21 protein-coding genes are annotated in these 24,339 nt (G+C 58.2%); 19 read left to right on the top strand and 2 right to left on the bottom strand.

All coding sequences use genetic code 11. From position 1 onward, the window contains the following. Positions 1-4: 4 nt before the first annotated feature. Together FE782_RS00295 and FE782_RS00290 are read left to right on the top strand one after the other, a co-directional pair. A complete protein-coding gene (locus FE782_RS00295; protein ID WP_138191344.1) occupies positions 5-916 on the top strand; it encodes a carbohydrate ABC transporter permease in 912 nt (303 codons plus the stop codon). Between the two features lie 67 nt (positions 917-983). Next, on the top strand, positions 984-2,567 hold the full coding sequence (locus FE782_RS00290) for a DUF3502 domain-containing protein (protein WP_138191342.1): 1,584 nt from the start codon (positions 984-986) through the stop codon (positions 2,565-2,567). Between the two features lie 201 nt (positions 2,568-2,768). Here FE782_RS00290 and FE782_RS00285 read toward each other — a convergent pair whose 3' ends face one another. Then, positions 2,769-3,473: a GDSL-type esterase/lipase family protein gene (locus FE782_RS00285; protein ID WP_238392274.1), complete on the bottom strand. Its 705-nt coding sequence runs from the start codon at positions 3,471-3,473 to the stop codon at positions 2,769-2,771. 130 nt (positions 3,474-3,603) lie between these two features. Here FE782_RS00285 and FE782_RS00280 point away from each other — a divergent pair, with 130 nt between their 5' ends. The 3 genes from FE782_RS00280 to FE782_RS00270 all read left to right on the top strand — a co-directional run bounded on the left by FE782_RS00280 (position 3,604) and on the right by FE782_RS00270 (position 6,786). Next, entirely contained in the window at positions 3,604-4,131 is a 528-nt protein-coding gene (locus tag FE782_RS00280) for a DUF2062 domain-containing protein (protein ID WP_138191338.1), read from the top strand. A 203-nt stretch (positions 4,132-4,334) separates the two neighbouring features. Then, on the top strand, positions 4,335-5,435 hold the full coding sequence (locus FE782_RS00275) for a rhamnogalacturonan acetylesterase (protein WP_138191336.1): 1,101 nt from the start codon (positions 4,335-4,337) through the stop codon (positions 5,433-5,435). A gap of 169 nt (positions 5,436-5,604) precedes the next feature. Further along, positions 5,605-6,786 carry an MFS transporter gene (locus tag FE782_RS00270; RefSeq protein ID WP_138191334.1) on the top strand — a complete coding sequence of 394 codons (1,182 nt, stop codon included), beginning with the start codon at positions 5,605-5,607 and terminating at the stop codon, positions 6,784-6,786. Between the two features lie 96 nt (positions 6,787-6,882). Here FE782_RS00270 and FE782_RS00265 read toward each other — a convergent pair whose 3' ends face one another. After that, a complete protein-coding gene (locus FE782_RS00265) occupies positions 6,883-8,595 on the bottom strand; it encodes a glycoside hydrolase family 2 protein (RefSeq protein ID WP_138191332.1) in 1,713 nt (570 codons plus the stop codon). A 115-nt stretch (positions 8,596-8,710) separates the two neighbouring features. On the opposite strand from FE782_RS00265, the gene FE782_RS00260 reads away from it, so the two are divergent. From FE782_RS00260 to FE782_RS00195, 14 genes are all read left to right on the top strand, one after another. Next, positions 8,711-9,532, top strand: a complete 822-nt coding sequence (locus tag FE782_RS00260; RefSeq protein ID WP_158299182.1) for a helix-turn-helix transcriptional regulator — start codon at positions 8,711-8,713, stop codon at positions 9,530-9,532. A 76-nt stretch (positions 9,533-9,608) separates the two neighbouring features. Continuing rightward, complete coding sequence (locus tag FE782_RS00255) at positions 9,609-10,709, top strand: copper amine oxidase N-terminal domain-containing protein (RefSeq protein WP_158299181.1); 1,101 nt, start codon at positions 9,609-9,611, stop codon at positions 10,707-10,709. A gap of 134 nt (positions 10,710-10,843) precedes the next feature. Next, positions 10,844-12,157, top strand: coding sequence for an ABC transporter substrate-binding protein (locus FE782_RS00250; RefSeq protein ID WP_138191327.1), 1,314 nt, complete (start codon positions 10,844-10,846; stop codon positions 12,155-12,157). 96 nt (positions 12,158-12,253) lie between these two features. Further along, complete coding sequence (locus FE782_RS00245) at positions 12,254-13,129, top strand: carbohydrate ABC transporter permease (RefSeq protein ID WP_138191325.1); 876 nt, start codon at positions 12,254-12,256, stop codon at positions 13,127-13,129. 23 nt (positions 13,130-13,152) lie between these two features. After that, positions 13,153-13,959 (top strand): carbohydrate ABC transporter permease, encoded by an 807-nt coding sequence (locus FE782_RS00240; protein ID WP_138192361.1) that lies wholly within the window; start codon positions 13,153-13,155, stop codon positions 13,957-13,959. Between the two features lie 190 nt (positions 13,960-14,149). After that, a complete protein-coding gene (locus FE782_RS00235; RefSeq protein WP_238392313.1) occupies positions 14,150-15,730 on the top strand; it encodes a helix-turn-helix domain-containing protein in 1,581 nt (526 codons plus the stop codon). Beyond that, complete coding sequence (locus FE782_RS00230) at positions 15,727-17,499, top strand: cache domain-containing sensor histidine kinase (RefSeq protein ID WP_138191321.1); 1,773 nt, start codon at positions 15,727-15,729, stop codon at positions 17,497-17,499. Before FE782_RS00235 ends, FE782_RS00230 begins: the two co-directional genes overlap by 4 nt. Positions 17,500-17,597: 98 nt before the next feature. After that, complete coding sequence (locus FE782_RS00225) at positions 17,598-18,509, top strand: ABC transporter permease (protein ID WP_238392273.1); 912 nt, start codon at positions 17,598-17,600, stop codon at positions 18,507-18,509. Further along, the gene (locus tag FE782_RS00220; RefSeq protein ID WP_138191317.1) at positions 18,503-19,363 is read left to right on the top strand and encodes a carbohydrate ABC transporter permease; all 861 of its coding nucleotides are present in this window, start codon (positions 18,503-18,505) and stop codon (positions 19,361-19,363) included. Before FE782_RS00225 ends, FE782_RS00220 begins: the two co-directional genes overlap by 7 nt. A 27-nt stretch (positions 19,364-19,390) precedes the next feature. Continuing rightward, complete coding sequence (locus FE782_RS00215) at positions 19,391-20,965, top strand: extracellular solute-binding protein (RefSeq protein ID WP_158299180.1); 1,575 nt, start codon at positions 19,391-19,393, stop codon at positions 20,963-20,965. 15 nt (positions 20,966-20,980) lie between these two features. Then, positions 20,981-22,324 carry an FAD-dependent oxidoreductase gene (locus FE782_RS00210; RefSeq protein WP_138191313.1) on the top strand — a complete coding sequence of 448 codons (1,344 nt, stop codon included), beginning with the start codon at positions 20,981-20,983 and terminating at the stop codon, positions 22,322-22,324. Further along, positions 22,321-23,049, top strand: a complete 729-nt coding sequence (locus FE782_RS00205; RefSeq protein ID WP_238392272.1) for a glycerophosphodiester phosphodiesterase — start codon at positions 22,321-22,323, stop codon at positions 23,047-23,049. Before FE782_RS00210 ends, FE782_RS00205 begins: the two co-directional genes overlap by 4 nt. A 29-nt stretch (positions 23,050-23,078) precedes the next feature. Then, entirely contained in the window at positions 23,079-23,858 is a 780-nt protein-coding gene (locus FE782_RS00200; RefSeq protein WP_138191311.1) for an SDR family oxidoreductase, read from the top strand. A gap of 90 nt (positions 23,859-23,948) precedes the next feature. Next, positions 23,949-24,332 carry a hypothetical protein gene (locus FE782_RS00195; RefSeq protein ID WP_138191309.1) on the top strand — a complete coding sequence of 128 codons (384 nt, stop codon included), beginning with the start codon at positions 23,949-23,951 and terminating at the stop codon, positions 24,330-24,332. Positions 24,333-24,339: the final 7 nt, after the last annotated feature.

Below are 24,339 nucleotides of genomic sequence, written 5' to 3'. Positions count from 1 at the left end.
GCGCATGGATGACGCTCTCGAATCCCGAAGCATACGGACCGACCTGAGCGGGCTCGTCGTCAAAATCGTCGGATACTTGTTCATCGGATTGTTCTCGCTGTGCTGCCTGCTGCCGTTTCTGCTGGTGCTCGGCACCTCGTTCACGTCGGAGTCGGCGATAAAGAAGTTCGGCTTCAACTTCTGGCCGCGGGAGTTCAGCACGTTTTCGTACAAAATCGTATTTGAGAATCCGGACTTGATCGTCGGCTCCTACCTCGTGACGATCGCCATAACCGTCGTCGGCACCTCGATCGGCCTGTTCCTCGTCGCCATGACGGGGTACGCGCTGCAACGGCAGGACTTCGAATACCGCAACGGCATCTCGTTCTTCATTTATTTTACGACGCTGTTCACCGGCGGCTTGGTACCGTTTTACCTGCTTGTGACGCAATACCTGGATTTGAAAGACAACTATCTGGCGGTGCTGCTGCCGGGCCTTCTAAGCCCGTTCCTCATCATCATGATGAAGGCTTTCGTGAAGAGCATCCCGCACGCCATCACGGAATCGGCCAAAATCGACGGCGCCGGCGATTTCACGATTTTCATCCGGCTCATTCTTCCGATGACGACGCCGGCGCTCGCGACGATCGGGCTGTTCATCGCGCTCGGGTACTGGAACGAATGGTATAACGCGATGCTGTTCCTGTCGCCGGATATGAAATACCGCCCGCTTCAGCTGTTCCTGTACAACGTCATCACGAGCGCGGACTTCGTTCGCAACTCGGCGGCGGCTTCGAACGTGCAGCTGCGCGACGTGCCGCTGGAATCGATGAAGATGGCGACGGCGATCGTGGCCACAGGTCCGGTCATTCTGTTCTATCCGTTCGTGCAGCGTTATTTCATCAAAGGCATTACGGTAGGCGCCGTAAAAGGATGATGTGCCTGGAGTCGCCCTGCGGCTCCCTCACATAGCAAAACCAATATACAGGGGAGGCAAGCGGAACATGTTCAAGTGGAAAAGGACTTCCATTCTATTGCTCGCGGCCGTACTGGTTTTCGCGCTGGCGGCGTGCAACGGAAACAACGGCGGCGGAGGGAACGGCGCGACGAATTCAGGCGCGGAGTCGGCCGACGGAAATGCCGTCGACACGTCCGAGTTCGTTAAGATTAGTTATTTAGTACTCGGCGACAAGCCGAAGAACGGTCAATTCGACGCAGCGCTGAAGAAAGTCAACGAAATGATGAAGGAAAAGATCAACGCCGAACTCGAGTGGAAATGGATCGAATGGGCCGACTGGCAAACGAAATACAATCTGGCCCTCGCCTCCGGCGAATCGATCGACTTGATCACGATCGGTACGGACTGGCTCGATACGTGGGGGAACGCCCAACGAGGCGCGTTCATGAATCTTGACGAGCTGCTCCCCAAATACGCTCCGGAGACGTGGAACTCCATCCCGGAGGAGGATTGGGCGCAGAGCAAGTACAACGGTAAGATCGTGTTGATTCCCGAGAACGATTATACGCAATGGGTCAACCACGGCTTCTTCTACCGCGGCGACTGGGCGAAAGAAGCGGGAATTACCGAGCCGATCAAGGATTGGGAAGGGATAGAGAAATACCTGCGGTACATTAAGGACAACAAACCGGACGTGATTCCATGGGACGCGGCGTCGGGAACCCAAACGTGGGGCGGCTTCGTACAGTCGTACACCGATCAACTGGAGCTTCCGATTTCGACCGGGTTCCTGCCGGTGTTCACGACGAAATCGTGGGATGAGAGATTCGCCGTGACGAGCCCGATCTTCGAAGACGTCTTCGTACAATATGCAACGATGATGAAGAGCTGGGCGGATCAAGGCTTCTGGCGCGAAGACGCGCTCAACAACAAGGGGAACAACCGCGACGCGCTTAAGGCGGGCCTGTCGGGACTCGACCAGCACCATACGCAGACGTTCTCCGGTCTGCGGGTGGAGATGGACAAAGCGCAACCGGGCTCCGAGCTGCAGATGTTCCCGTTCTCCCGGACGCGCGGCACGAACCTGATGGAGCTGTCGATTACGCACGGCGGCACGTCGGTCGGCGCGCACAGCAAACATCCGGAGCGCGCGCTTATGGCCTACGACCTTATCCGCAACAACGAAGAGATCTACCGCTTGATCAACTACGGCATCGAAGGCGTGCAGTACGAGATCAAGGACGGCTTGCGTACGCGCCCTGCAGGTTATGACGAAGCGAAGCACGGCTACTATTCCGACTTCTGGGGCGGCCGCGTGGATAAGTTCGAAATTCCGTCTGACACGTCCTGGGATCAGATCGACGAGACGCTGTACGCCGAGTACGAAAAGATAAAGAAGCAGTACGTCTATGGACAGTTCGTCTTCGACAAAACCCCGATCGACGCTGAACTGACGGCGATCTCCCAAGTAACGGGCGAGCTCGGTCCGGCGATCGTGCTCGGCAAGGTCGGCGATCCGGCGAAGGCGGTCGAAGAGTTCCGCAACAAGCTGAAGCAAGCCGGCTACGACAAGGTTCTTGCCGAACTGCAGAAGCAGCTTGACGCCTACAAGGCACAGATGGGCGAGTAAACAGGAACATAGTCGATAGCCTGGTACTTGGCGCACCGGAATAACCTTCGATGTAGGGATGAATTCCCTAATCGGAGGTTTTTCCAGTTACTAGGGGAAACTAGGGCGTTTCTCTCGATCGCTGCCGCCATACTTGATGTCAGCGGTCCCGCCGTGGAAGGTGCCGCCCGCCCGGGCCTTTCCCTGCAAGTCCAATCGTGCTTACCGGCGCAAGAGCGGACGCAATGCGTTCGCCCAGCAGCGGTATCCGCGCTCCGTCAGATGACAAAAATCAGGCGCCGTCTGTTCGGACAACGTTCCGTCGGACTCAAGGAGCTGCGGACCTATATCCACGAACGCATACCGACGTTCCTCGGCAAGCTCGGCGTATAGGGCATTCATCTCGGCGATCCGTTTACGGCGCGGATGATCCGGATGCTGCTCGCGGGGGAATACGGCCATAATAATGATGTTCGCTTGGGGAGCCAATGCTTCCACGCGGTCGCAAATCGCCCGCAATCCTTCCGCAATTTCCTCCGGTCGATTCGCCCGGGCGTTCACTGTCTCGCTAGTATTGTTGGTCCCAATCAGAATCACGACCGTCCTGGGGGTAAGTCCGTTCATCTCGCCGTGATCAAGCCGCCAAAGCACATTTTGGGTCCGATCCCAACCGAAGCCCAAATTGAGCACCCGATAGGACGAGAATACGGAGTTCCACGCTTCGGGAGCGCCTTGGATGCTTTCCGTTCGGGGTTCGCCTCCCCAGAAATGAGTAATAGAATCGCCGATCAGGACGATCTCGGGGTTTATCTCTACCTGTTTCCGAAGCGCTTCCTCGTGCCGTTCCCACCAATCGTAACAATCCTCTTCCAGCTTGGGCACGGGGATCGTCGCCGTATTGACGGCGGATTCGCGTTTGTTCTTCAACGTCTTCACCTCCGAGGATGGATTATCGAATATCATACCTACCTATAGTAAAGGGTACGGTGCGGAAACTCCAGCCAGGACGGTCAGGCTGTGGTAAAATAACGGGGACACATCTTCGGGAGGAACGTCGGTGCTTTTGAAATGGAGAAGAAGAGCGAAGTTTTACGTCATTAAGCTGCTGCGGGCGGGACAAGGCAATCATAAAGTCGCGCTAGGTTTCGTTCTTGGTTTTTTCCCCTGTTGGTTTCCCACCTTCGGCGTCGGTCCTGCTTTATCCATCTTTTTCGCCAAATTGCTCCGGACGAGCGTCGCTTCGTCGATCGTGGCCGCGGGCGTCGGTTCGGTCGCCTGGCCGCTGCTGTTTTTCGCGAACTACAAGGTGGGTAACGTATTGCGCGCGGTATGGTCGAAAGAAGCACCCATCGCCGAAGTAGACGATTTGTTACTAGAGACCGTCCCCGAACCGGATTACGCGCACGCGGCCGATCACCTGAACCGGTTGGGCGACATGGGCTTGAACTTCATGGTCGGTTCGATCGCGAATAGTTTGGTTTTCTCCGTCCTCTTTTATCTGTGCATCCGCTCGCTGCTCGCCCGGTATCGCGCTCCGCTGCTTCGTACACTTCGCCCCAAGAAGAAGATCGGCCGTACGGGGTAATTCGAGATTTCGCAGGGGATGCTCCGAAGGAAGCGGAACGCGGGAAATGGAAGCATGCTGTAAGAGAGCAAGAATTGCGGCTTTTCTCGCCAAGAGAGCAATATTTATAGATGATTACTAAGCTTTCTTTTCGATACACTGAGAGAAGACCGTCAAGGAACACGATGAACGAGAACAAGCCGCGGCGTAATGGAGGGACAGGCATGACATTGCGTTTCGATTTCGGACCTGAGGGAGAGGCGGAAACCGGGTATATCCGGGTGTCCGCGGCTGACGCTTACGACTCGGCGAAGGGGTACGGCTTTGTCGATGGCTCGCGCGTCACGGCGCTTCGGCGAGGAGGAGACCGGCTGACCGGGGACTTTTGCATTCCGTTCGACGCCGCGTTCCTCGCAGACATAGAAGATGGAAATTACATTGTTTCGATTACGATCGGGGATGCGGCGGCGCCGACCTGTACGACGCTGAAGACGAACGGGGAGCGGCTCGTCCTCCGAAATTTCCGCACCGTAGCGGGGCAATACGCGCAAGAAAGGTTCGCGGTGAACGTTCGGGGGGGAAAACTAAAGCTCGCTTTCGGCGGGATCGCTCCTCGGATCAATGCATTGGAGATCGCGCCGTCGAAGGAGCAGATTACGCTCTATCTTGCGGGCGACTCTACCGTAACGGATCCGAGCGAGAACGGGTATCCGCAGTCCGGCTGGGGTCAGATGCTTTCTTACTTCTTAAAGCATGACGTCGCCGTCGCGAATCATGCCGTCGGCGGTCGCAGCTCCAAGAGCTTTATCGCGGAAGGCCGTCTGAACGCGATACTGGAAGGGATGAAGGAAGGCGACTATTTGTTCATTCAGTTCGGGCATAACGACCAGAAATCGGACGAACCGCGCTATACCGATCCGGCGACGACGTATCCGGAACACCTGCGAAAGTACATCGACGCAGCGCGCTCGAAGAAGGCAACCCCCGTACTCGTGACGTCCGTGCATCGACGTTACTTCGAAGCGGATGGGAAGCTGAAGGACACCCACGGGGCGTATCTCGACGCCGTGAGGCGTCTTGCGGAGGAGGAAGAAGTTGCGCTGATCGACTTGGCCGAGAAGAGCAAGCGGCTGTTCGAAGAAGCGGGTCCGGAAGGCACGAAGTCGATTTTCCTTTGGGGGGCGCCGGGAGAATGGATGAACTATTCGAGCGGTGTAAGGGATAATACCCATTTTCAAGAACAAGGCAGTCTGCGGATCGCAGAATTGGTCGTTGAAGGCATCCGGGAGCGACAGATTTTGCCTCTCACGATGTATCTGCGATAAACTTGCAAAGGTTATGGAAGGCAGTAGGATTCTAAAAGAAGCCGTTCCGAATTGTCCGGAACGGCTTCTTGGCTTGGTCGATTTTCCTTCCCAATAGCAACGTCCAGGAATTATAATAGGGCGACGCCCGCTTCAATTATGGGGAAATCCATCAACGAAGGAGTCCGGCATGTCGAATCGATTGTACAGCATCGTTTTGTTTTATTTTTTCATCTATATGAACAACGCGGTGTACGGCACGTTCGTGCCGGTCTACCTCGAGGACATCGGCTTTACGAATACGCAGATCGGCCTGCTGCTGAGCGTAGGACCGTTAGCCGCCATCCTAGCGCAGCCGGTTTGGGGAACGGTGAGCGACAGAGCCAAGACGAAAAACAGCGTTTTGCTCCTCCTGCTGGCCGGCAGCGCTTTATGTATGTTGCTTTTTCCACTGTCATATAGCTTTATATACGTGCTTGTCCTGATATGCGTCTTTATGTTCTTCCAAACCCCCGTCTACGCGCTCGGGGATGCGATCACCCTCGAAACGCTGGACAGGCGAGGCGCCGGCAACTTCAGCCATATTCGGTTGGCGGGTACGTTCGGTTTCGCGGTTATGTCGGTATTGTTCGGCTGGATGGCGAAGGATCATATCGACTGGTTGTTTCCGGTGAATCTGGCGGTGTTCGGGATCTGCCTGCTGCTCGTTCTGAAGTTTCCCCTTGTGGAAGGACATCAGAGCGGCGGGCCCAAGATGCATATGGGGATGCTCCTGCGCAACCGCAAGCTGATGTTGTATCTGAGCATGAGCTTCGTGCTGCACATAACGATGGGCTATTATTACGCGTTCTTCCCTCTCTATTTCAAGGAGCTCGGCGCGGACAGCGCATGGGTGGGCTGGTCGATGTTGATCTCCTCGCTCAGCGAAATTCCTTTCTTATTATTGTCGGTTTATATTTTTAAACGGGTTCAGGTCCCCTATATTTTACTGGGGGCCGGAGCGGCGGCGGCGCTTCGGTGGTATCTTTATTCCGTCATCGAGAATCCGGTCTGGGTATTCCCGACGCAGCTGCTGCACGGCTTGATCTTTATCGTGTTGACGGTCACGATGGCGATCTTCATTAACCGCGAAGTGCCGGCTGAGCTGAAAGCGAGCGGACAGACGCTTCATGCTCTGTTATGCTTGGGCGTCGCCCGGATGATCGGCAGCTTCTTCGGCGGCGCGGCCAGCGACGTCTACGGGATGCGCGAGGTGTTTTTCTATAACGCGCTGGTTGCCGCCGTTTGCGTCGGCGTATTTGCCGTGATCTTTCGGTTGCGGGCCGATCGAACGGGCAGCGAAGCAAGCGACGGTTTCGGACCGTCGAGATAATGCCTCCGGAAATTCATGCCGCATACACGATCAATAACTTGGTGGAAATAAGCGAAGCCTCCCTTCCATGGGCTCATGGGGGAGGCTTTCGCTTCGTTACGGGATGTTCTTGTAAATCGCCTGTACCGTCCGGAATGCGGTCTTCGGCTTCCGGTATTCGTTCAGGAGACCCTTATTGTTAAAGCTTCTGGCGCGGTCTCGGAATTGCAGATGTTCCTTGCGCAGGTTCACGCGGATGTCGGCGAAGTGCCAGACGAACGTGCCGCAGACGTTCTTGTCCGCCAGGAAGATGCGGAGAGCCTTCTCTACGACCTCGTTCTGGTAATCCTCGCTGAAGATTCGAGGCTCGAAGCCGGTTTCGCCGAAGACGCCGGCGGCGCCGAACTCGGACATGAGCACGGGTTTGTCGGTGCAGCCGAACTGCTCCATTCTCGCGTGGAACCGTTCCAGCATGCCTTCGAAGCCGCTGACGTCCCCGCCGTACCAACCGTAATATTTGTTAATGCCGACGATGTCGACGAGCGGAAGAACGATGTCCTCGTCGGGGTGCATCGTGGCGTAGACGATCGGGCGCGTCACGTCTTCGCTGCGGACGGCCTCGATCAGCGGCACGCTGAAATCGTACGCGATCCGGGAACGCGTATCGATCTCGTTGTGAATGCCCCACATGATGACGCAGGGGTGATGCCGGTCACGGCGGATCATCTCCCGCAGCATCGTCGAGGCGCGTTCGACGACGACGGGGCTTTGCAACGGCTCCAGAGGTAGATGCGCGCCCCAAATCGGAATTTCGCCCCAGAAGACGATGCCGTTCTCGTCCAACAGGTCCAGCCAGTAGGGGCTTTGCGGGTAGTGGCTGCCGCGAACGGCGTTGCAGCCGAGCCTCTTCAATATGTCCATATCCTTGTGCATCAGCTTGGGAGGAACGGCGAAGCCCCACTCCGGATGCTCCTCGTGGCGGTTGATGCCCTTCAGATATACCGGCTTGCCGTTGATGCGGATTTGCTTGTTCCCGGTTTCGATCCGTCGGAAGCCGATCCGCTCTACGCGGTCGTCGCCTGGCAGGACGGCGCGGACGTAGTACAGCTCCGGGGCGCCGACGTTCCATAATCGGGCGTTCTCGACGGTGAAACGGGCCTCGACGACGGAGCTGCCGCCGGGAGCGACGACCGCGTCCCCGTTCCATACCGATTCGCCGTCCAGCTCCAGGCGGATCGGTACGACGATTTCTTCCGGCAGGAACGAGCGAAGCGCGATCGCGCAAGCCGCCTCCACGCGGCTGCCGTCTTCCTCGATCTCGTACGCGATGCGCAGATCGTCGATCGCCGCGTCCGCGAGCGGCTGCCACTCGACGGAACGCGTGATTCCGCCGTAGTGGAACCAGTCGACGATCCGGTAAGGCAGCGTCAGCTCGTCGAGCGTACTATCCGTACGAACGACAAGCTCATGCGGCCCCGGGGATACGCCGGACAGGATGCATTCGATAGGGGTGAAGCCGCCGTAATGGGAAGCGATCTTGTCCCCGTCCCAATAAATATCCGCAGACCCTTGTACGCCATGGAACGCGAGCCGGTATTGCGACGCATCGCCGGCATGAACGGTCGTGCGGTACCAAGCGACGCCTTCATATTCGTACAAGTCGGACTCATTGTTCCAACAGGACGGGACGTAGGCTTTCCGGCAATTTTCCGGGAAATATTGCTCCCAACGTTCCTTCCTGCCTACGTCGTCCGGATCGATCGCGAAATCCCAGGCACCATCCAATAGCTGTGTTTTTCGAATATAATGGGGTTGAAACGTTCGGATCATGATGCGCCCTCCTCCATCGGTTCTATCCGTATTGTAAAAGATTCCTGCTGGTTTACAATGGAAGAAAGAATCGGATTGTATGGAAAAAACGCTTCTTGGAAGGGGGATGACCTGCATGTTCGCGGATACGATGGTGAAGCTGTTGTTCGTTACGGATAAGCTCCGGGAAAGCCCTTGGGAGGATACGCGGCGAACCGTCGATTGCCATACGTTGTACTGGGTGATGTCCGGTCTCGGGTCGCTCGCGGCGAACGGGGAACGATTCCGATTGGAGCCCGGGACTTTATTTTATCTCGCGCCGGGGCTGGAGCTGCGGCTGACCGCAAGCCCGAGCGAAGGCGTCCGGATCGCGATGGCGCTGTTCGATGCGGCGACGCTGCGTCACGCCGATCGGCAATGGCATGGTCCGGAGCCGATTCCCGACTTGGGACTGCCCTTCATGGAACGTTACGTCGGCCCCGAGCGGAAGGAGATCGACGCGGCGTTCCGGTCGATCGTTCGCGGCTGGGCGCCGGGGAGCGATCAAGGCGAATTGTCGTGCAGAATGGAGCTGCTCCGCTTGATCGCGAAGCTTGCCGACCGGGGGAGGGCGCCGGCGAAGCACCCGATGGAGGAGATCGTCCGGCGCGTACGGGATGATCTGGTGGCGCAATACGGCGCCGAGCTGCGGATCGAGGAATTGGCGTCCCGTTATTCCGTATCTCCGTCGCATCTTCGGAAGTGGTTCGCGAACCGATACGGCGTCCCGCCGAAGGCTTATTTGCTCCGGCTGCGGATGGAGCACGCGGCGCGATTCCTTCTTCATACGAGGGCGCCGGTCAAGGAGATCGCTTCGGAATGCGGCTTCAAGGACGAGCTGCATTTCAGCAAAGCGTTTAAGAAGCATCATGGGCTCTCGCCGGCATTTTATAGGTCGAAACTCCGTTCTAGTATGTAGAGAGGACCCAACTGCAACCAAATGATTGCGGACTCCGTCATAGAACACGAAAAACATCTAGAAAGGAAGTACAATGATGAAAAAAGCAATCTCCTCCACGGCTATGGCAGCGACGCTGCTGGCTACCGTTCTGCTCGGCGCCCCGGCTCAAGCGATGGAGCCTTTAACCGGATATACCGTCGTCAAGTCGTTTGCTCTGACTTCGAGTACCGGCGGATCTTCCGCATATCAGCAACGCGGCTACGTTATGGCGCCGATTCGCGAAATCGGTCAAGCGCTCGGTTGGGATGTGACGTGGGACGGGAAAACCAAAGAGATCAAACTGGTCAAGGGGGATCACGTCATTCGGCTTGTTCCGAATCAGTCGCGGGGAACGATCGATGCCAATCCGTTCGCGCTGACGACGCCGGTCGTTTCGAAGAACAATATCGCTTACGCGCCGCTTCGGGTATTGGCGGCGAGAATGGGGGCGGAAACGTTGTGGGATTCGAAGACCGGCACGGCATCGATCGCGGTTCCGAACGCTTCGAAGCCTTTGCATCTGGCATTCGATTTCAGCAAAGATGCCGAGGGATGGAAAACCGGAGTCGCCGATTTGCCCGTCGACTATAAGGACCAGGATTTTCAAATCAACGCGAAAGCGGCTTCGGTTAAGCTGTCCGACGGCTCGGAGAAACCCGGCATGATGCTGAGCGGCATGAATCGCAGCGACGACCTGTTCATGTTCATGTCCAAAAAGCTGGGTAGTGCCGAAGGGGTGAAGCCGAATACCGAATACGAAGTGAATTTGCGCTTCGATGTGGCGACCAGCGAAGCGGAAAGCTCTATGGGCATCGGCGGCAGTCCCGCTACTTCGGTATATGTGAAAGCCGGCGTCGTCGACCGCGAACCGTCCGTGATCGAAGACCGTACCGACTCGGAAACGCCGTATTACCGCTTGAACCTAGACAAGGGCAACCAATCGACGGACGGCAAGGAAGTCGCACTCTTGGGCGACCTCGCCAAACCGGACGCCGAGAAAGACGGATTCCAGCTGAAACGCTTCGAAAAATCGTTCAAGGTAAAAAGCAATGACAAAGGCGAGCTTTACGTCTTACTCGGCACGGATTCCGGGTACGAAGGGTTGACGACGATTTATTTCGCGAACGTCGACTTGACGATCGTATCTTCGAATTGAAGACGAAGTCCGCAAAAAAAAGTCGCTCCTTACGGGGGCGGCTTGTTTTTTGCGTTCGGAGTAGATCCCTGCATCTTATTTCCCCGCGCGGTTACAATAAGACCAGTTCAGAACCAAATGAAGGGGGATCTTCCATGAGAAAATGGTTTTCCATCGTCAGCATCATCGCTTTGTTCGCGATGGTACTGGTCGGCTGCGCGGGCGGCGGAGCGAATAACGGAGCGGGCGGCAACGCCGGGAACGAGGCCGGCAACGAAGGCGGTAACGCCGGGGATGCGGGGGGCGACGGCGGGAAAGTGACCTTGAAGCTGCTCCAGTTCAAGGTTGAAATTACCGACAAGGTCAAAGCGATGGCAGCGGATTACACGAAGGCCCATCCGAATGTCGTCATCGACGCGCAGGTGACGACCGATTACGAGACGATCCTGAAGACGCGTTTCGCTTCCGGGGACGAGCCGGATATTTTCGCGACCAAAGCTTTCACCGATATCGCCGACTGGTCCGATCGGTTAGCGGACTTGTCCGACGAGCCGTGGATGGGGAAGGTCGCCGAGGCGGCCGTTCCGGGCATGACGGTCGACGGCAAGAAGCTCGGATTCCCGTTCGCGTTCGAGGGGTACGGCTTTATCTACAATAAAGACTTGTTCGAGAAAGCCGGCATCAAGAACGTGCCGACCACGTTGTCCGAGCTGAAGGAAGTGAACGAAAAGCTGAAGGCGGCGGGGATCGCGTCGTACGCGGAAGGCTATAAGGAATGGTGGGTGCTTGGTCAACACTTGTTCAACCTGCCGTTCGCCTACGAGCAAGATCCGGAAGGAACGATCGAAAGGATCAATGCCGGCGATGCGAAGGTGAGCGATGTCGCCAATATGAACGGGTTCTTCGACGTGCTCGACATGACGTTGAACTACGGCAAGGGCCCCGAATCGGTCGGCGTAAGCTACGACGACCAAGTGACGAACTTCGCGACAGGCAAGACGGCCATGATGCAGCAAGGCGTATGGACGATCGATTCGATTCTGAAGATCAATCCGGATATCGACATGGGCATGTTCGCGATTCCGTTGACCGATAACGCCGACGATACCCGATTGCCGGTCGGGGTTCCCGGCTACTATGTCGTCAACAAGAACAGCAAGAACGCCGACGAAGCGAGGAAGTTCCTGACGTGGCTGCACGAGAACGGGCAAAAGTATTTGGTCGAATCGTTCAAGCTGATCCCGGCGTTCACCGATTTGGAGACGACGGAGGAGCTCGGACCGCTGGCTTCCGATCTCAGCAGGTACGTCGACGAAAAGAAAACCGTTCCGTGGGCGCACACGTTATGGCCGACCGGTTCGAACCAAGAATTCGCGAAGCCGCTTCAAGCGTACGTCGCGGGCCAAATGGACCGAGAGGGCGCGCTGCGCGAAGTGCAGTCGATCTGGGACGCAAGAAAGAAGAAATAAACATTTCCGATTCGAAAGCTCGATGCATGGCTTGCGGAAGGGTCATGCATCGACCGTTTTCGACGGTATACCATCGGCTTAAGAAGGGGATGCGCAATGAACGCGAGAGCGCGGAGAGCTTTCACCTATACGGTGTTCGTCGCCCCGGCTTTGATCTTTTTCACGCTGATCATCGTCGTTCCGTTCCTTCGGGCGATCTTGTTCTCGTTCCAGGATTGGAACGGGATCAGCCCCGTCATCGGTTGGGCGGGATGGGACAACTACAGAAACATCGTTCGCGACAGCGGCTTCTATCGATCGTTCGCGTTCACGGCGAAATACGTCATCGCGACGACGATTTTGCTGAATGTGTTCGCGTTCCTATTGGCGATGCTGCTCAATATGCCGTTGAAGTCGAGAAACGTGCTGCGTACGGCGTTCTTCATGCCATACGTCATCGGTTCCGTCATTATCGGTTTCATCTGGCAGTTTATCATTACGCAATTGTTTCCCGATATCGGCGAGGCGACCCAGTGGTCGTTGTTTCTGAAAAATTGGCTGAGCCTTCCCGATTACGCGTTTTGGGCGCTGGTCCTGGTCACGGTCTGGCATTCCGTCGGGTATTACATGATCGTCTATTTGGCCGCGCTGCAGGGGGTGCCGTCCGACCTGTTGGAGGCCGCGGAAATCGACGGGGCCGGCCGGTGGAGACAATTGTATAACGTCATCTTCCCGCTGATCCGTCCGGCGATGACGATCAACTTGTTTCTAGCGATATCCAATGGATTTAAGGCGTTCGATTTGAACTTCGCGTTAACCGAAGGCGGTCCGTTCGGCACGACCGAGTCGATCGCGCTGCACATCTACTTGGATGCCTTCACGAAGAACTTGTTCACGTACGGCGCGGCGAAGGCCGTCTTGTTCTTCTTCATCTTGGCGACGATTTCGATCGTCCAGGTCGGTACGATGAAGCGCAGGGAGGTGGAGTTGTGAAACAGGCGCGTTACAACGCCGGGATGCTTCTGGTCGAAATCGTTATGATCGTCGTCGCGATTCTGTTTTTCGTCCCGATCTACATGACGGTGATCAACGGGTTGAAGACGTACGGCGAGGTCGTCACGTCCACGATGGCGCTGCCGGACGTGTTCCAATTCCAAAATTACGCCATCGTATGGAACCAGCTCAACTTCCTCGGCGTGTTTATGAATTCGATCATCATCACCGTGTTTTCGGTGTCCGGCATTCTGCTTATCAGCTCGATGGCCGCATACCAATTGGTCCGCCGTCCGGGCTGGCTCAGCAACGTGATCTTTCTCGCGATCTTGTCGGCGCTCGTCATCCCGTTCCAGACGATGATGATTCCGCTCGTGAAGGTGGCCAAGGATTTGGGCATCATCAACACGATCTACGGGATTATTATCATGTATTGGGGCTTCGGGATTCCATTGGCGTTGTTCCTGTATCATGGCTTCATCAAGTCGATTCCGCGCGAGCTGGAGGAGGCGGCTTCGATCGACGGAAGCGGGCCGTTCGGCATCTTCTTCCGCATCCTGCTGCCGCTCCTGTCGCCGATCACGACGACGGTCGCGATCCTGCACACGCTCTGGATATGGAACGACTTTCTGTTGCCGCTCATCACGCTCAGTTCCCCGGCGAATCGGACGATTCCGTTGGCCGCCGCGGTGTACTTCGGGCAATATACGAACGAATGGCATCTCGGCATGGCCGCCCTCACGCTCGCGATCGTGCCGGTCATGATTTTCTTCCTGTTCATGCAGCGATACATCATTCAAGGCATTACGGCAGGAGCGGTGAAGGGCTGAATCCGTAGAGGTGAAATCTGCCCGTTCGTCCTTGCAAGAATCGAATGGACCTTTGATGCGTCGAATATCGATGCGTCAAGGGTCTTTTATATAGAATTCAAGTTATTCGTAGAATCCCCCCCTTCGAGGGGGAAGATCGCTTATAATAATCCCAAAGCGTGTTTATAGGGGGCGGGACTTATTGAAGATCGTGATCGTGGAGGACGAACCGGATATTCTGAGAGGAATGGAGCGGACGCTGCAGGAGCTTCGAACGGAAGGACCGAACGGCGGAAGCGAATCGATGGACGTGCTCGCTTTCGACAACCCTGAACAGGCGCTGCTCGCGATTGAACGGGAGCGTCCGCCGATCGTGCTGACGGATATCGTCATGGACGGCATGACCGGCCTGCAATTGGTGGAACGCGCGAAACGGCCCGATTACCAACCTAAGTTTATTATTGTAAGCGGTTACGGGGATTTCGAATTCGCTAGGCAAAGCATCCAGCTCGGCGTACAGGATTACATCTTAAAGCCGTTCGATCGCGAGGAGCTTCGCTCGAAAATCCGCACGCTCGTCAAGCTGGTAAGAGAGGAAGCGGCGGAGCGGGAGAAGGCGGACGGCTTACACCCTTACGCCAAGCTCGGGGCTCTCTCGCTGCGCGATACGTTCCTTCTCGGGTTGTGCACGGAAGCCGCGCCGATGAGGGAGCATCTCGTGCATCGATTGAAATTTTGGGAGCTCGAATGGCTGGCGAACGGAGCCTATCAGGTGCTCGCCGTCGATTGTGCCGCGGCGGCGGACGGGCCGGACGGCCGCCGCGTTCCGGAACGGGAGCTCGAGCTGCGAAGATTCGCCATCGGCAATATCGGCAGGGAGGTCGTTCGGGAATTCGAGCCGGCGGTCATCCTGCGCGCGCCTTCGCAGCAATGGATCATTATCGCGGAGGAGTCGAAGAGCGATGCGCTTGCGGATCGCCTCGACCAAGTCGTTCGCGTCTACCAGAAATATAACGTTCGCATCGGAGTGAGCGGCGTCTCCGCTTCGATCCAAGCGCTGCCGGAGGCGTTCGGTCAGGCGAAGGCGGCGCTTCGGTACGCGCTGCTCGGCACCGATGCCGCCGTCTGCCGATATATGGACGTCCGCTCCAAGGTCGAGGATCAAGATCCCGCCGCGGCGCTGATGGAAGCGATCGTGAGCGCGGACGCGGAGCGGATCGAAATCGGCGTGGAGAAGGTCGTCGACGGCTGGGTCGTCGGCGGCGCCGCGGCGAGCTCGGCGGAGCTGCAGCGACGTTGCCTCGACCTGATCGCCCGCCTGTACGGCTCGGTCGGCGCTCGGCTGGACGGCGGTCACCCGCAAATTTCGGTGGAGCTATGGGAACGGCTGGAGGCGATCTTCACGGCGCCGGAGATGAAACGGTTTCTATACGAGCATTGCCTCGGCATCGGCGGGCGGCTATCGGCGACCCACGAGAACGCCGTCGTCGAGCAAGCGAAACGATGGATCCGCGAGCGGTATTTCCGCGATATTACGCTGCAGGAGCTCGCGGAGCATGTCGGGCTGTCGGCGGTTTGGCTCAGCCAGCTGTTCAAGCGCGAAACCGGAACGACCTTCAGCGAATACGTCGTCGACCTCCGGATGGAAGCCGCCCGCAGGCTGCTGCGAGAGACGACGCTGAAGGTATACGAAATCGCCGAGAAGGTCGGATATACCGACGTTCAGCATTTCGGGCAGACGTTCAAGAAGAAGTGCGGCCACTCTCCCAAGGAATTTCGGTTCGGACGATGAGCGGCACGGAATCGACCCTGTTCCGCAGGGTGCTGTCGCTCCTTCTGTTGTCCGTCTACGTCCCGGTCATCCTGCTCGGTTATTTCTCCTACCGCGAAAGCAGCGCGCGACTGGACAACGCGACCGCCGCCTTCCTGCTCGACCACTTACAAAACAACGCCCGCAGGCTGCAGGAGTTAATGGAAGCCGTGGAGCGTCATTCGGTATCGTTGTACGCGTCGGAGAAATTGCAGCGGCTGCTCGCGAACGACTTGACGGGGAACGTCGCCGATTTCGAATTTCAAAACGAGGCCGCCAAGCTGCGATCGGAGTTGGCGGGTCCTTATTACTTCAGCGTGCTCGGACGGAATTGGGAGCGGCTCGAGCCTTATGGATTGCTATGGTCCGACGCTCCGCGCGGCGTACGGGATTGGATCGAACGGGCCGAACGGGAAGCGGGAGAAGGCTTCTGGATGCATGAGTTCCAGAATGAGTTCGGCGTCGAGTACGCCGACTTTTACTTCGTGCGCTCCGTCCGTTCGCTGTACCCGCCGGATTTCCGCCATCTCGGGGTCGTTACGATTCGCATTCCCGCTAGCCTGGTGCGAGAGACGCTCGTGCAAACCGAACGATATCCGAATTATCGGCTTCAGCTGTTAGACCGGGACGGACGCGACCTGCTGCAGGCGAGGGGGCCGTCGGCGGACGATGCGCGGCCGCCCGCCCGATTTACGCCGCCAAGCGCTGCGGGAGAGCTGGTTCGCCTGCATACGGAAGACGGCGAGGAGCTGTATGCCGCATCGGCCCGCATCGGCGCCGAGGAATGGCGATTGGCGGCGATGATTCCGGCCGCGGAGGTGACCGGACAAGTTCGGCAGATGAATCGGTACGTCTGGATCGCCGTCTTGGTCAGTCTTGCCGTCATCACCGGCCTGTTGGCATGGATCGCGAACAGCTTTACCGATCCGCTCCGGCGCATCGCCCGCCATATGAAGAAGCTGCACCGCGGGCAGCTCGAGGATTACCCGTATCCGGGCGATTCGGCGCGAACGGACGAGATCGGCCAATTGACGCGGGGGTACAATTCCATGATCGGCGGCATGCGAGAGTTGCTCGAGGGGACGAAGCGCTCGGAGGAGGAGCGGCGGAAGCTGGAAATCCAGATGCTGCTGCACCAAATCAATCCGCACTTCTTGTACAATACGCTCGACTCCATCAAGTGGCGGGCGGATATGGCCGGACAGCAAGGCATCTCGGAGATGGTGCGGTCGCTCGCCGACTTGCTCCGCTTCAGCCTAAGCGACGGAAGCGAGATGACGACGCTCGAGCGGGAATTGGACCATGTCCGAGCGTATATCGGCATCGAGCAGATGCGCAAAGGTTCGTTCCAAGTTCTCGTTACCGTCGGCGCGGGTCTCGGCCCGCTGCCCTTCCTGAAGCTGATTCTGCAGCCGTTAGTGGAAAATTCGATCCGCTACGGCATTCGGCCGCTGCCGCCGGGCGAAGGCAAGCTGATCCTGTCGGTATATCGAGAGGCGGACAGCGGCGATATCGTATGCACGATCGAGGACAACGGCCGGGGCTGCGACGACGAAAGCATCGCGCGGCTCAATCGGATCGGGCGGGAGGAAGAGACGCCGCGAACGATCGGATTGCCTAATGTATGCCGCCGCCTCCGGCGCGCGTTCGGCGAAACCTACGGCGTTGCATTCGAGCGGACCGGCGGCGGCGGCGTCCGAACGATCCTTCGGCATCCGGCGTTACGCCCGGAATCGGATGCCGGACATTAACGTACCCCTGCGAAACGATAACGCAGCCCTGTTTCGGTCCCTCCCGATTCAGGGCTATTATTGTGGTAAGGCACTATATGAGAGGGGGATGGAACGCCATGAACCACAGCCTGCTGCGGCGAATGTGGAGCAGCCGGATGCTTTACTTGATGCTGCTGCCGGGCCTTGCGTTTTACGCCGTCTACAAGTACGGACCGATGTTCGGGGCCGTGATCGCTTTCAAAGATTTCAATATCGGCTTGGGCGTCTGGGACAGCCCTTGGGCGGATCCGTGGTACTCGCATTTCCTCTACTTCTACGAATCACCTTACTTCACGAAGCTGCTCTCCAACACGCTGTTGATTTCTTTGTATAAGCTGCTATGGGGCATCCCTCCCGGCATCCTCTTCGCCATCCTGCTGAACGAGATTCGCCTCTTGGCGTTTAAGAGAGTCGTTCAGACGATTACGTACCTGCCGCATTTCCTATCGTGGGTGATCGTGTACGGGATGCTGCTTGTGCTGTTGTCCGAGAGAACCGGTCTCGTCAACGTGTGGTTGAAAGAAAATTTCGACGCGACCGTGCCGTTCCTGACGTCGATCGATTGGTTTCGCACCGTGCTGGTCGGATCGGAAATTTGGAAGGAATTCGGGTGGAACGCGATCATCTACTTGGCCGCCATCGCCGCGATCGATCCTTCCCTTTACGAAGCCGCCCGGTCGGACGGCGCCGGAAGGCTCCGCTTAATTTGGCACGTCACGCTGCCGGGCATGCGAAGCGTCATTATTTTGCTTCTGATCATTCGGCTCGGCAATATTTTGGAGGCGGGCTTCGACCAGATTTTCATTATGTACAACGTGCAAGTGTATCCCGTCGCCGATATTCTCGACACCTTCGTGTTCCGAACGGGACTCGAGCAGTTTAATTTCAGCTTGGCTTCCGCGATCGGGCTGTTTAAATCGTTGATCGGACTCGTACTGGTCGTATGGGCGAACCGCGTCGCGCGGAGATGGGGGGACGGGATATGGTAACGAACAGGGCGGAGCGGATATTTCTCTTCTTCGTCTACCTTCTGCTCGCCTGCTCGGCGCTGGCGGTGTTGTTCCCCTTGCTGTACGTCTTCTCGGTATCGCTTACGCCGTATGCCGAAGTGTTGAAGAACGGCGGGTTTACGATCATTCCGAGGAATATCACGTTCGAAGCGTATACCGCGTTTATGACGGACAGCAACATTCCCCGCGCTTACGGGGTCACGATCTTTATTACGGTGGCAGGAACGGCGTTAAATTTGTTGCTGACGACGCTGATGGCCTACCCGCTCAGCCGGAAGCGGCTGCCGCTGCGCGGACCGATCATGATGTTCCTCGTGTTCACGATGCTTTTTAACGGCGGGATGATTCCTACGTATTTGGTCGTGAAGGCGACCGGTTTGATCGATTCGCTCTGGTCGATGATCGTTCCGGGGGCGGTGCATACGTTTTATCTGCTCATCATGAAGACGTATTTCGAAAATTTGCCGGAAAGCCTCGACGAAGCGGCGAAGGTGGACGGCGCGGGCGATCTCCGCATCCTCGCCATGATCGTGATTCCGCTCTCGGCGCCGATCCTGGCGACGGTCGGCCTGTTTTATTCGGTCGGCCATTGGAATGAGTTTCTCGGCGCGATTCTATATGTCGGCGATGCCGGCAAGCATCCGTTGCAGGTCGTGCTGCGCGGGATCTTGAACACATCGCAGATGCCGGAGCTCGACTTCGAGCGCGTGCTGCCGACGGAATCGCTGCAGATGGCGGCAGTCATTCTGTCGACGCTGCCGATCTTGATCGTGTATCCGTTCATCCAAAAATATTTTACGCAAGGCGCGCTGCTTGGCTCGGTGAAGGGGTAAAGTCAAATGAAAAGGGGACGGTTGAACATGAAGCGGAATCGTTGGAGACGGCAAGCTGCGGTAATGTTGCTCTTATTTTCGATGGTCGTTACGGCATGTTCGGGATCATCGGGCGGAGGGGGGACCGCGCCGACGGACGATGCGGCGGAGAAGCCCGCCGGTTCGGAGACGCCGGCCGCATCCGAACCGGCGCCCGCGAAGCCGGCGGAGCCCGTGAAGCTGACGATGATGCGAAGCGGCAGCGGACTCCCGGCGCCGGATAAGGACGTCATATTGCAAGCGTTGAATGAAAATCTCAATATGGAACTGGAAATCACGATGGTTCCTTCCGAGTACGAACAGCAGCTGAACGTGAAAATCGCGGGGGGCAGCCCGCCGGACGCGTTCCAGGTCAACAAGCTGCAGATGACGCAATACGCCAAGCAGGGCTTGTTGCTCGATTTGACGCCGTACCTGAAAGACATGCCGAACGTTACGCCGGAGAACGGGTTTACGGAGGATCATATGAAGAAGGGGCAGGTCGACGGGAAGCAGTACTCGGTTCCGTACCGCCCGCTCATTCCGGTGCAGACGACCTTCTGGGTGCGTCAGGACTGGCTGGATAAACTGGGCCTCAAGGCGCCGACGACGCTCGACGAGTTGTCGGCCGTCGCGAAAGCGTTCGTCGAGGAAGACCCCGACGGGAACGGGAAGAAGGACACGATCGGCATTACCGGCAACGGCTTCGAGGGAACGCTCGGCCCGATCTTCGCCGCCTTCGGCGTCGCCGCCCCCGGGCATTACATGATCCAGAACGGCCAAGTCGTCTATTCGACGGAGCTTCCGGCGACGCGGCAGGCGATCGAATATATCAAGGGCATGATCGGGCAGGGCTTGATCGATCCGGAGTTTTTGACGAATTCCGGTCTTGCCCATCAGGAGAAAGGGTTTAAGGGGCAAGCAGGCATCGTATACGCGCATTGGGCGCATATGAAGCGTCCGGACATGGTGGAGAAAATGAATTCCATCAACCCGAACCAATCGTGGACGCAGCTGGACGCGATGACGGGACCGGGCGGGAAGTTCGCGGACGCGTACGATGCGGGGAATACGAGCTACCGGATGGTCATTCCGAAGACGTTGGAGAAGGAACCGGAGAAGGTCGGGAAGCTGGTCGAGTACTTCAACTATATTTCCGGCGGCGAAGGGCAGCTGCTCGTCAACTTCGGCCTCGAAGGGCGCCACTACAACTTGGTCGACGGTCGACCGCAAGTGATCGAGGAGACGCTCGCGGAGGTCGGACACGCGACGATCCATCAGATGACCGGCCGCAAGGAGCTGGAATATTTGAACGCGCGGTTCGGCTCGCTGAAGCCGTATTTCGAATTCGCCAACGCGTTGCCGATCATAACGGTGTACGACGGGTTTTCGCCGATTCCGGAAGGGGTGAACCCGGCCGACAAGGCGAAGTTCGAGAGCGAGGAGCTCGTCAAGTTTATTTACGGCACTCGTCCGACCGACGAATTTCCGGCGTTCCTGCAGACGCTTCGGGATACGTTCCAGCTGGAGCTGTACCTGACGTCCGCGTCGGACGAATTAATGAAGCTCGGCATCTTGAAGTAAGGGGCGAAGCGGGCCATGTCGATAGGATCGATAACGTTGCAAGCGACGATCCCGCTCGAAGACGAGTACGACGTACTCGTCTTCGGCGGCGGTCCCGCAGGCGCCGTCGCGGCGATTCAAGCCGCGAGAGAAGGCATGCGGACCGCGTTGGTGGAGAGAACCGGGATGCTCGGCGGGACGGCGACGGTCGGCGGCGTCAACTTCCCCGGGTTGTTCCATACGCGTCTCGGACGCCAAGTCATTCGCGGCATCGGGTGGGAAGCGATCGAGGAGACGGTGCGGAGAGGCGGGGCCGCGCTGCCGGACTTCACGGTTCCTTATCCGCCGAGGAAGCATCCGCGCCATCATATTCTCGTCAATCGGTTCGTGTACGCGAGCGTCTGGGACGACGCGGTGCGCGGCGCAGGCGTACGCCTGCGCCTGCACGAATCGCCCGCCGTCGTCCGGAAGTCGGAACGAGGCGGTTATGAGGTCGTGTTGGCAGGAAAGACCGGGCTGTCGGCCGTGTATGGGAAGACGGCGATCGACTGCACCGGGGACGCCAACGTCGCCGCGCTGCTCGGACTGCCGCTGGAGCAATCCGAGCGCAGGCAGCCCGGAACGATGATGTACCATATGACGGGATACCGATTAGAGGATGTCGACCGCGAGGCGCTGCGGACGCTCGCCGCCGAGGCGGCGGCGGCGGGCGACATCCGGCATACGGATCACTCGCCGCCGGGCGAAGGAGAGCCGCCGTTCTGGCGGGAGCTGCGGTCGGGCGGCGGAAACTGCAACCACATCGTCCGGATCGACGGCTCGGATTCCCGCTCGAAGGCGGAGGCGGACTTGCAAGGACGCGCCGCGTTGATGCGCATCTACCGCCTGCTTCGGCGGGTGCCCGGCTGCGCGGATCTGAGCATCGACGATTTCGGGGCGGAATGCGGCATTCGAGATACGAACCGTATCGTCGGAGAGGCGCGCGTCACCGGAGAAGATTACAAAACCGGACGCTTGTGGCCTGACGCAGTCTGCTACAGCTATTATCCGATCGATCTGCATCTCCCCGACGATAACGGCATCGACATCCGGCCGCTGGCCGACGGCGTCGTCGCGACGATTCCGTACGGCGCGCTCGTCCCGCGTAACAGCGAGTGGCTGCTCGCGGCCGGACGCATCGTCTCGGGGGACGCCGAGGCGCATTCGGCATACCGCGTGCAGGCGTCCAGCATGGCGACCGGACAGGCGGCCGGGGCGGCGGCGGCGATCGCGGTCCGCTCCGGCGTGCCGGTCCGGGACGTGGACGTCGAAGAGCTGCGAGCGACGCTGCGCCGGCACGGCGCGATCGTGCCGGACGCGCGAGAAGGGGGGACGTCATGATGAAAATAAGAGGCATCGCCCATCGAGGGTATCCCGCGCTGCTGCCCGAGAATACCTTGGTTTCGTTCCGGAAGGCGTGCGAGCTGAACTTCTCCCATGTGGAGCTGGACGTACAACTGAGCAAGGACGGCGTTCCGGTCGTCTTTCACGACTTTACGCTGGACCGGTTGACCGACGGGTCGGGCTCGATCCGAGATTACACGCTGCAACAGCTAAAGCGTTATCGCGTGCGAGGGAGCGAGGAGATCCCTACGCTCGAAGAAGCGATGAATGCATTGAAGGGCCGCGCCGACGTATTCATCGAGCTGAAGCAAGCCGGGGATTTATATCCGGGCTTGGAAGCGGCCGTGCTCGAGGTGCTGTACCGCACGGGGACGCGGGACCAATCGTGCGTCACGTCCTTCGATCATTACGCGGTGGAGCGGACGAGAACGTTGGACGATCGCATCCGCCTCGGCTTGATCAGCTCCGGCAGCATGCCGTACGTGTTTCCGTTCATGAAAGAGATTCGCGCGGACTACTTATTCACCCAATTTCGTTATTTCTCCCCCTTGTTCTACGAGCGAATGCTGGAGGAGGGCATCGTGCCCGGACCGTGGCCGGTCGAAACGCAAGAGCAGATGGAGATCGTCGCGTCCTTGTACCCGGCTTCCTTGATTACGACCGATCATCTGGAGCGTTGGGCGGAGTTTTACCGGAACCGTCGACAGCTTTGGCCGACGTAAGCTATCATGGACGAAGGAGGGGACGGCTAATGGGAATTCGCGAACAATTTTCCTTGGCGAACTATGCATCGATCGTCACGGGAGGCGCGGTCGGACTCGGCAAATCGATGGCCGAGGGGCTGGCGGAGATGGGGTCGGACATCGTCATCGTCGATTTGAATGCGGCGAAGGCGGACGAAGCGGCTCGGGAGCTGCGGGAACGGTACGGCGTTCGCGTTCTGACGATCGAGGCGAACGTATGCGATCCGAACGACGCGGAGCGGGTCCGCGAGGAGACCGTCCGGGCATTCGGACGCATCGACGTCTTGATCAACAACGCCGGCATCGTGCGGAACGCCAAGGCGGAGGACATGACGTACGAGGACTGGACGGCCGTCATGGACGTCAACTTGAACGGCGTCTTCCTGATGTCCCAAGCCGTCGGGCGGGAGATGATTCGACAGCGGAGAGGATCGATCATCAACATCTCCTCGATGTCCGGAACCATCGTAAATACGCCGCAAAATCAGATCGCCTATAACGTCTCGAAGGCCGGCGTCATTTCGTTGACGAAGACGCTTGCCGCGGAATGGGCGCCTCACGGCATCCGCGTCAATACGATCGCGCCAGGCTATATGAAGACCGAGCTGACGGAGAAGTTTTTCCGCACCGGCGGCGAGCTGATCGAACGGTGGATGAGCATGACGCCGATGGGCCGGCCGGGCATGCCGCACGAGCTTCAGGGCATCGCCGTGTACCTGGCTTCGGAAGCGTCGTCGTTCGCGACGGGCGGCGTGTTCAGCGTAGACGGAGGTTATACTGTCTGGTAAGAACGGCTGGCGAGCGCCGAACGCGCCCGCGTAATTCGGCGAACGGCCGATCCGTTCGGCCAAGCGCTTCACTGGAATTCGTTCTCTATAATGTTCCGCGATATATTGCTCCATCTCGCGCGCGAGATGGAGCTTTCTTTTGGGCGGCGGAGGCGATACGAGCTCCCGCATCACGAGCCGACGATCTCGAGCAGAATTCCGAGCGAGATCGTCTCGAAATGCGGCCGCCGCTCGAAGCGTTGCATGTACAGCTCGAACGACCGGGGATACTACGCGGAAGCGCTCGGCACGTCCGGGTCGATCGAGCAACGCCGTCCTCCGGAGTGGGAATCGTTCGACTTGGAGAAGGATCCGTACGATTTGAACTACGTATACGCCGACCCGGCCTACGCGGACCGCGTCGCGTCGTTGAAGAGCGAGCTGCGGTCGCTACAGCTGGCCGCGCTCGACGAACCCGTGAACGAGGTCGGGTAACCCGACG

The sequence above is a fragment of the Paenibacillus antri genome (genome assembly GCF_005765165.1).
Taxonomy (GTDB): Bacteria; Bacillota; Bacilli; order Paenibacillales; family YIM-B00363; genus Paenibacillus_AE; species Paenibacillus_AE antri.
Note: the sequence above shows the minus strand (reverse complement) of the source record. Positions and strands in the feature narration are given on the sequence as shown.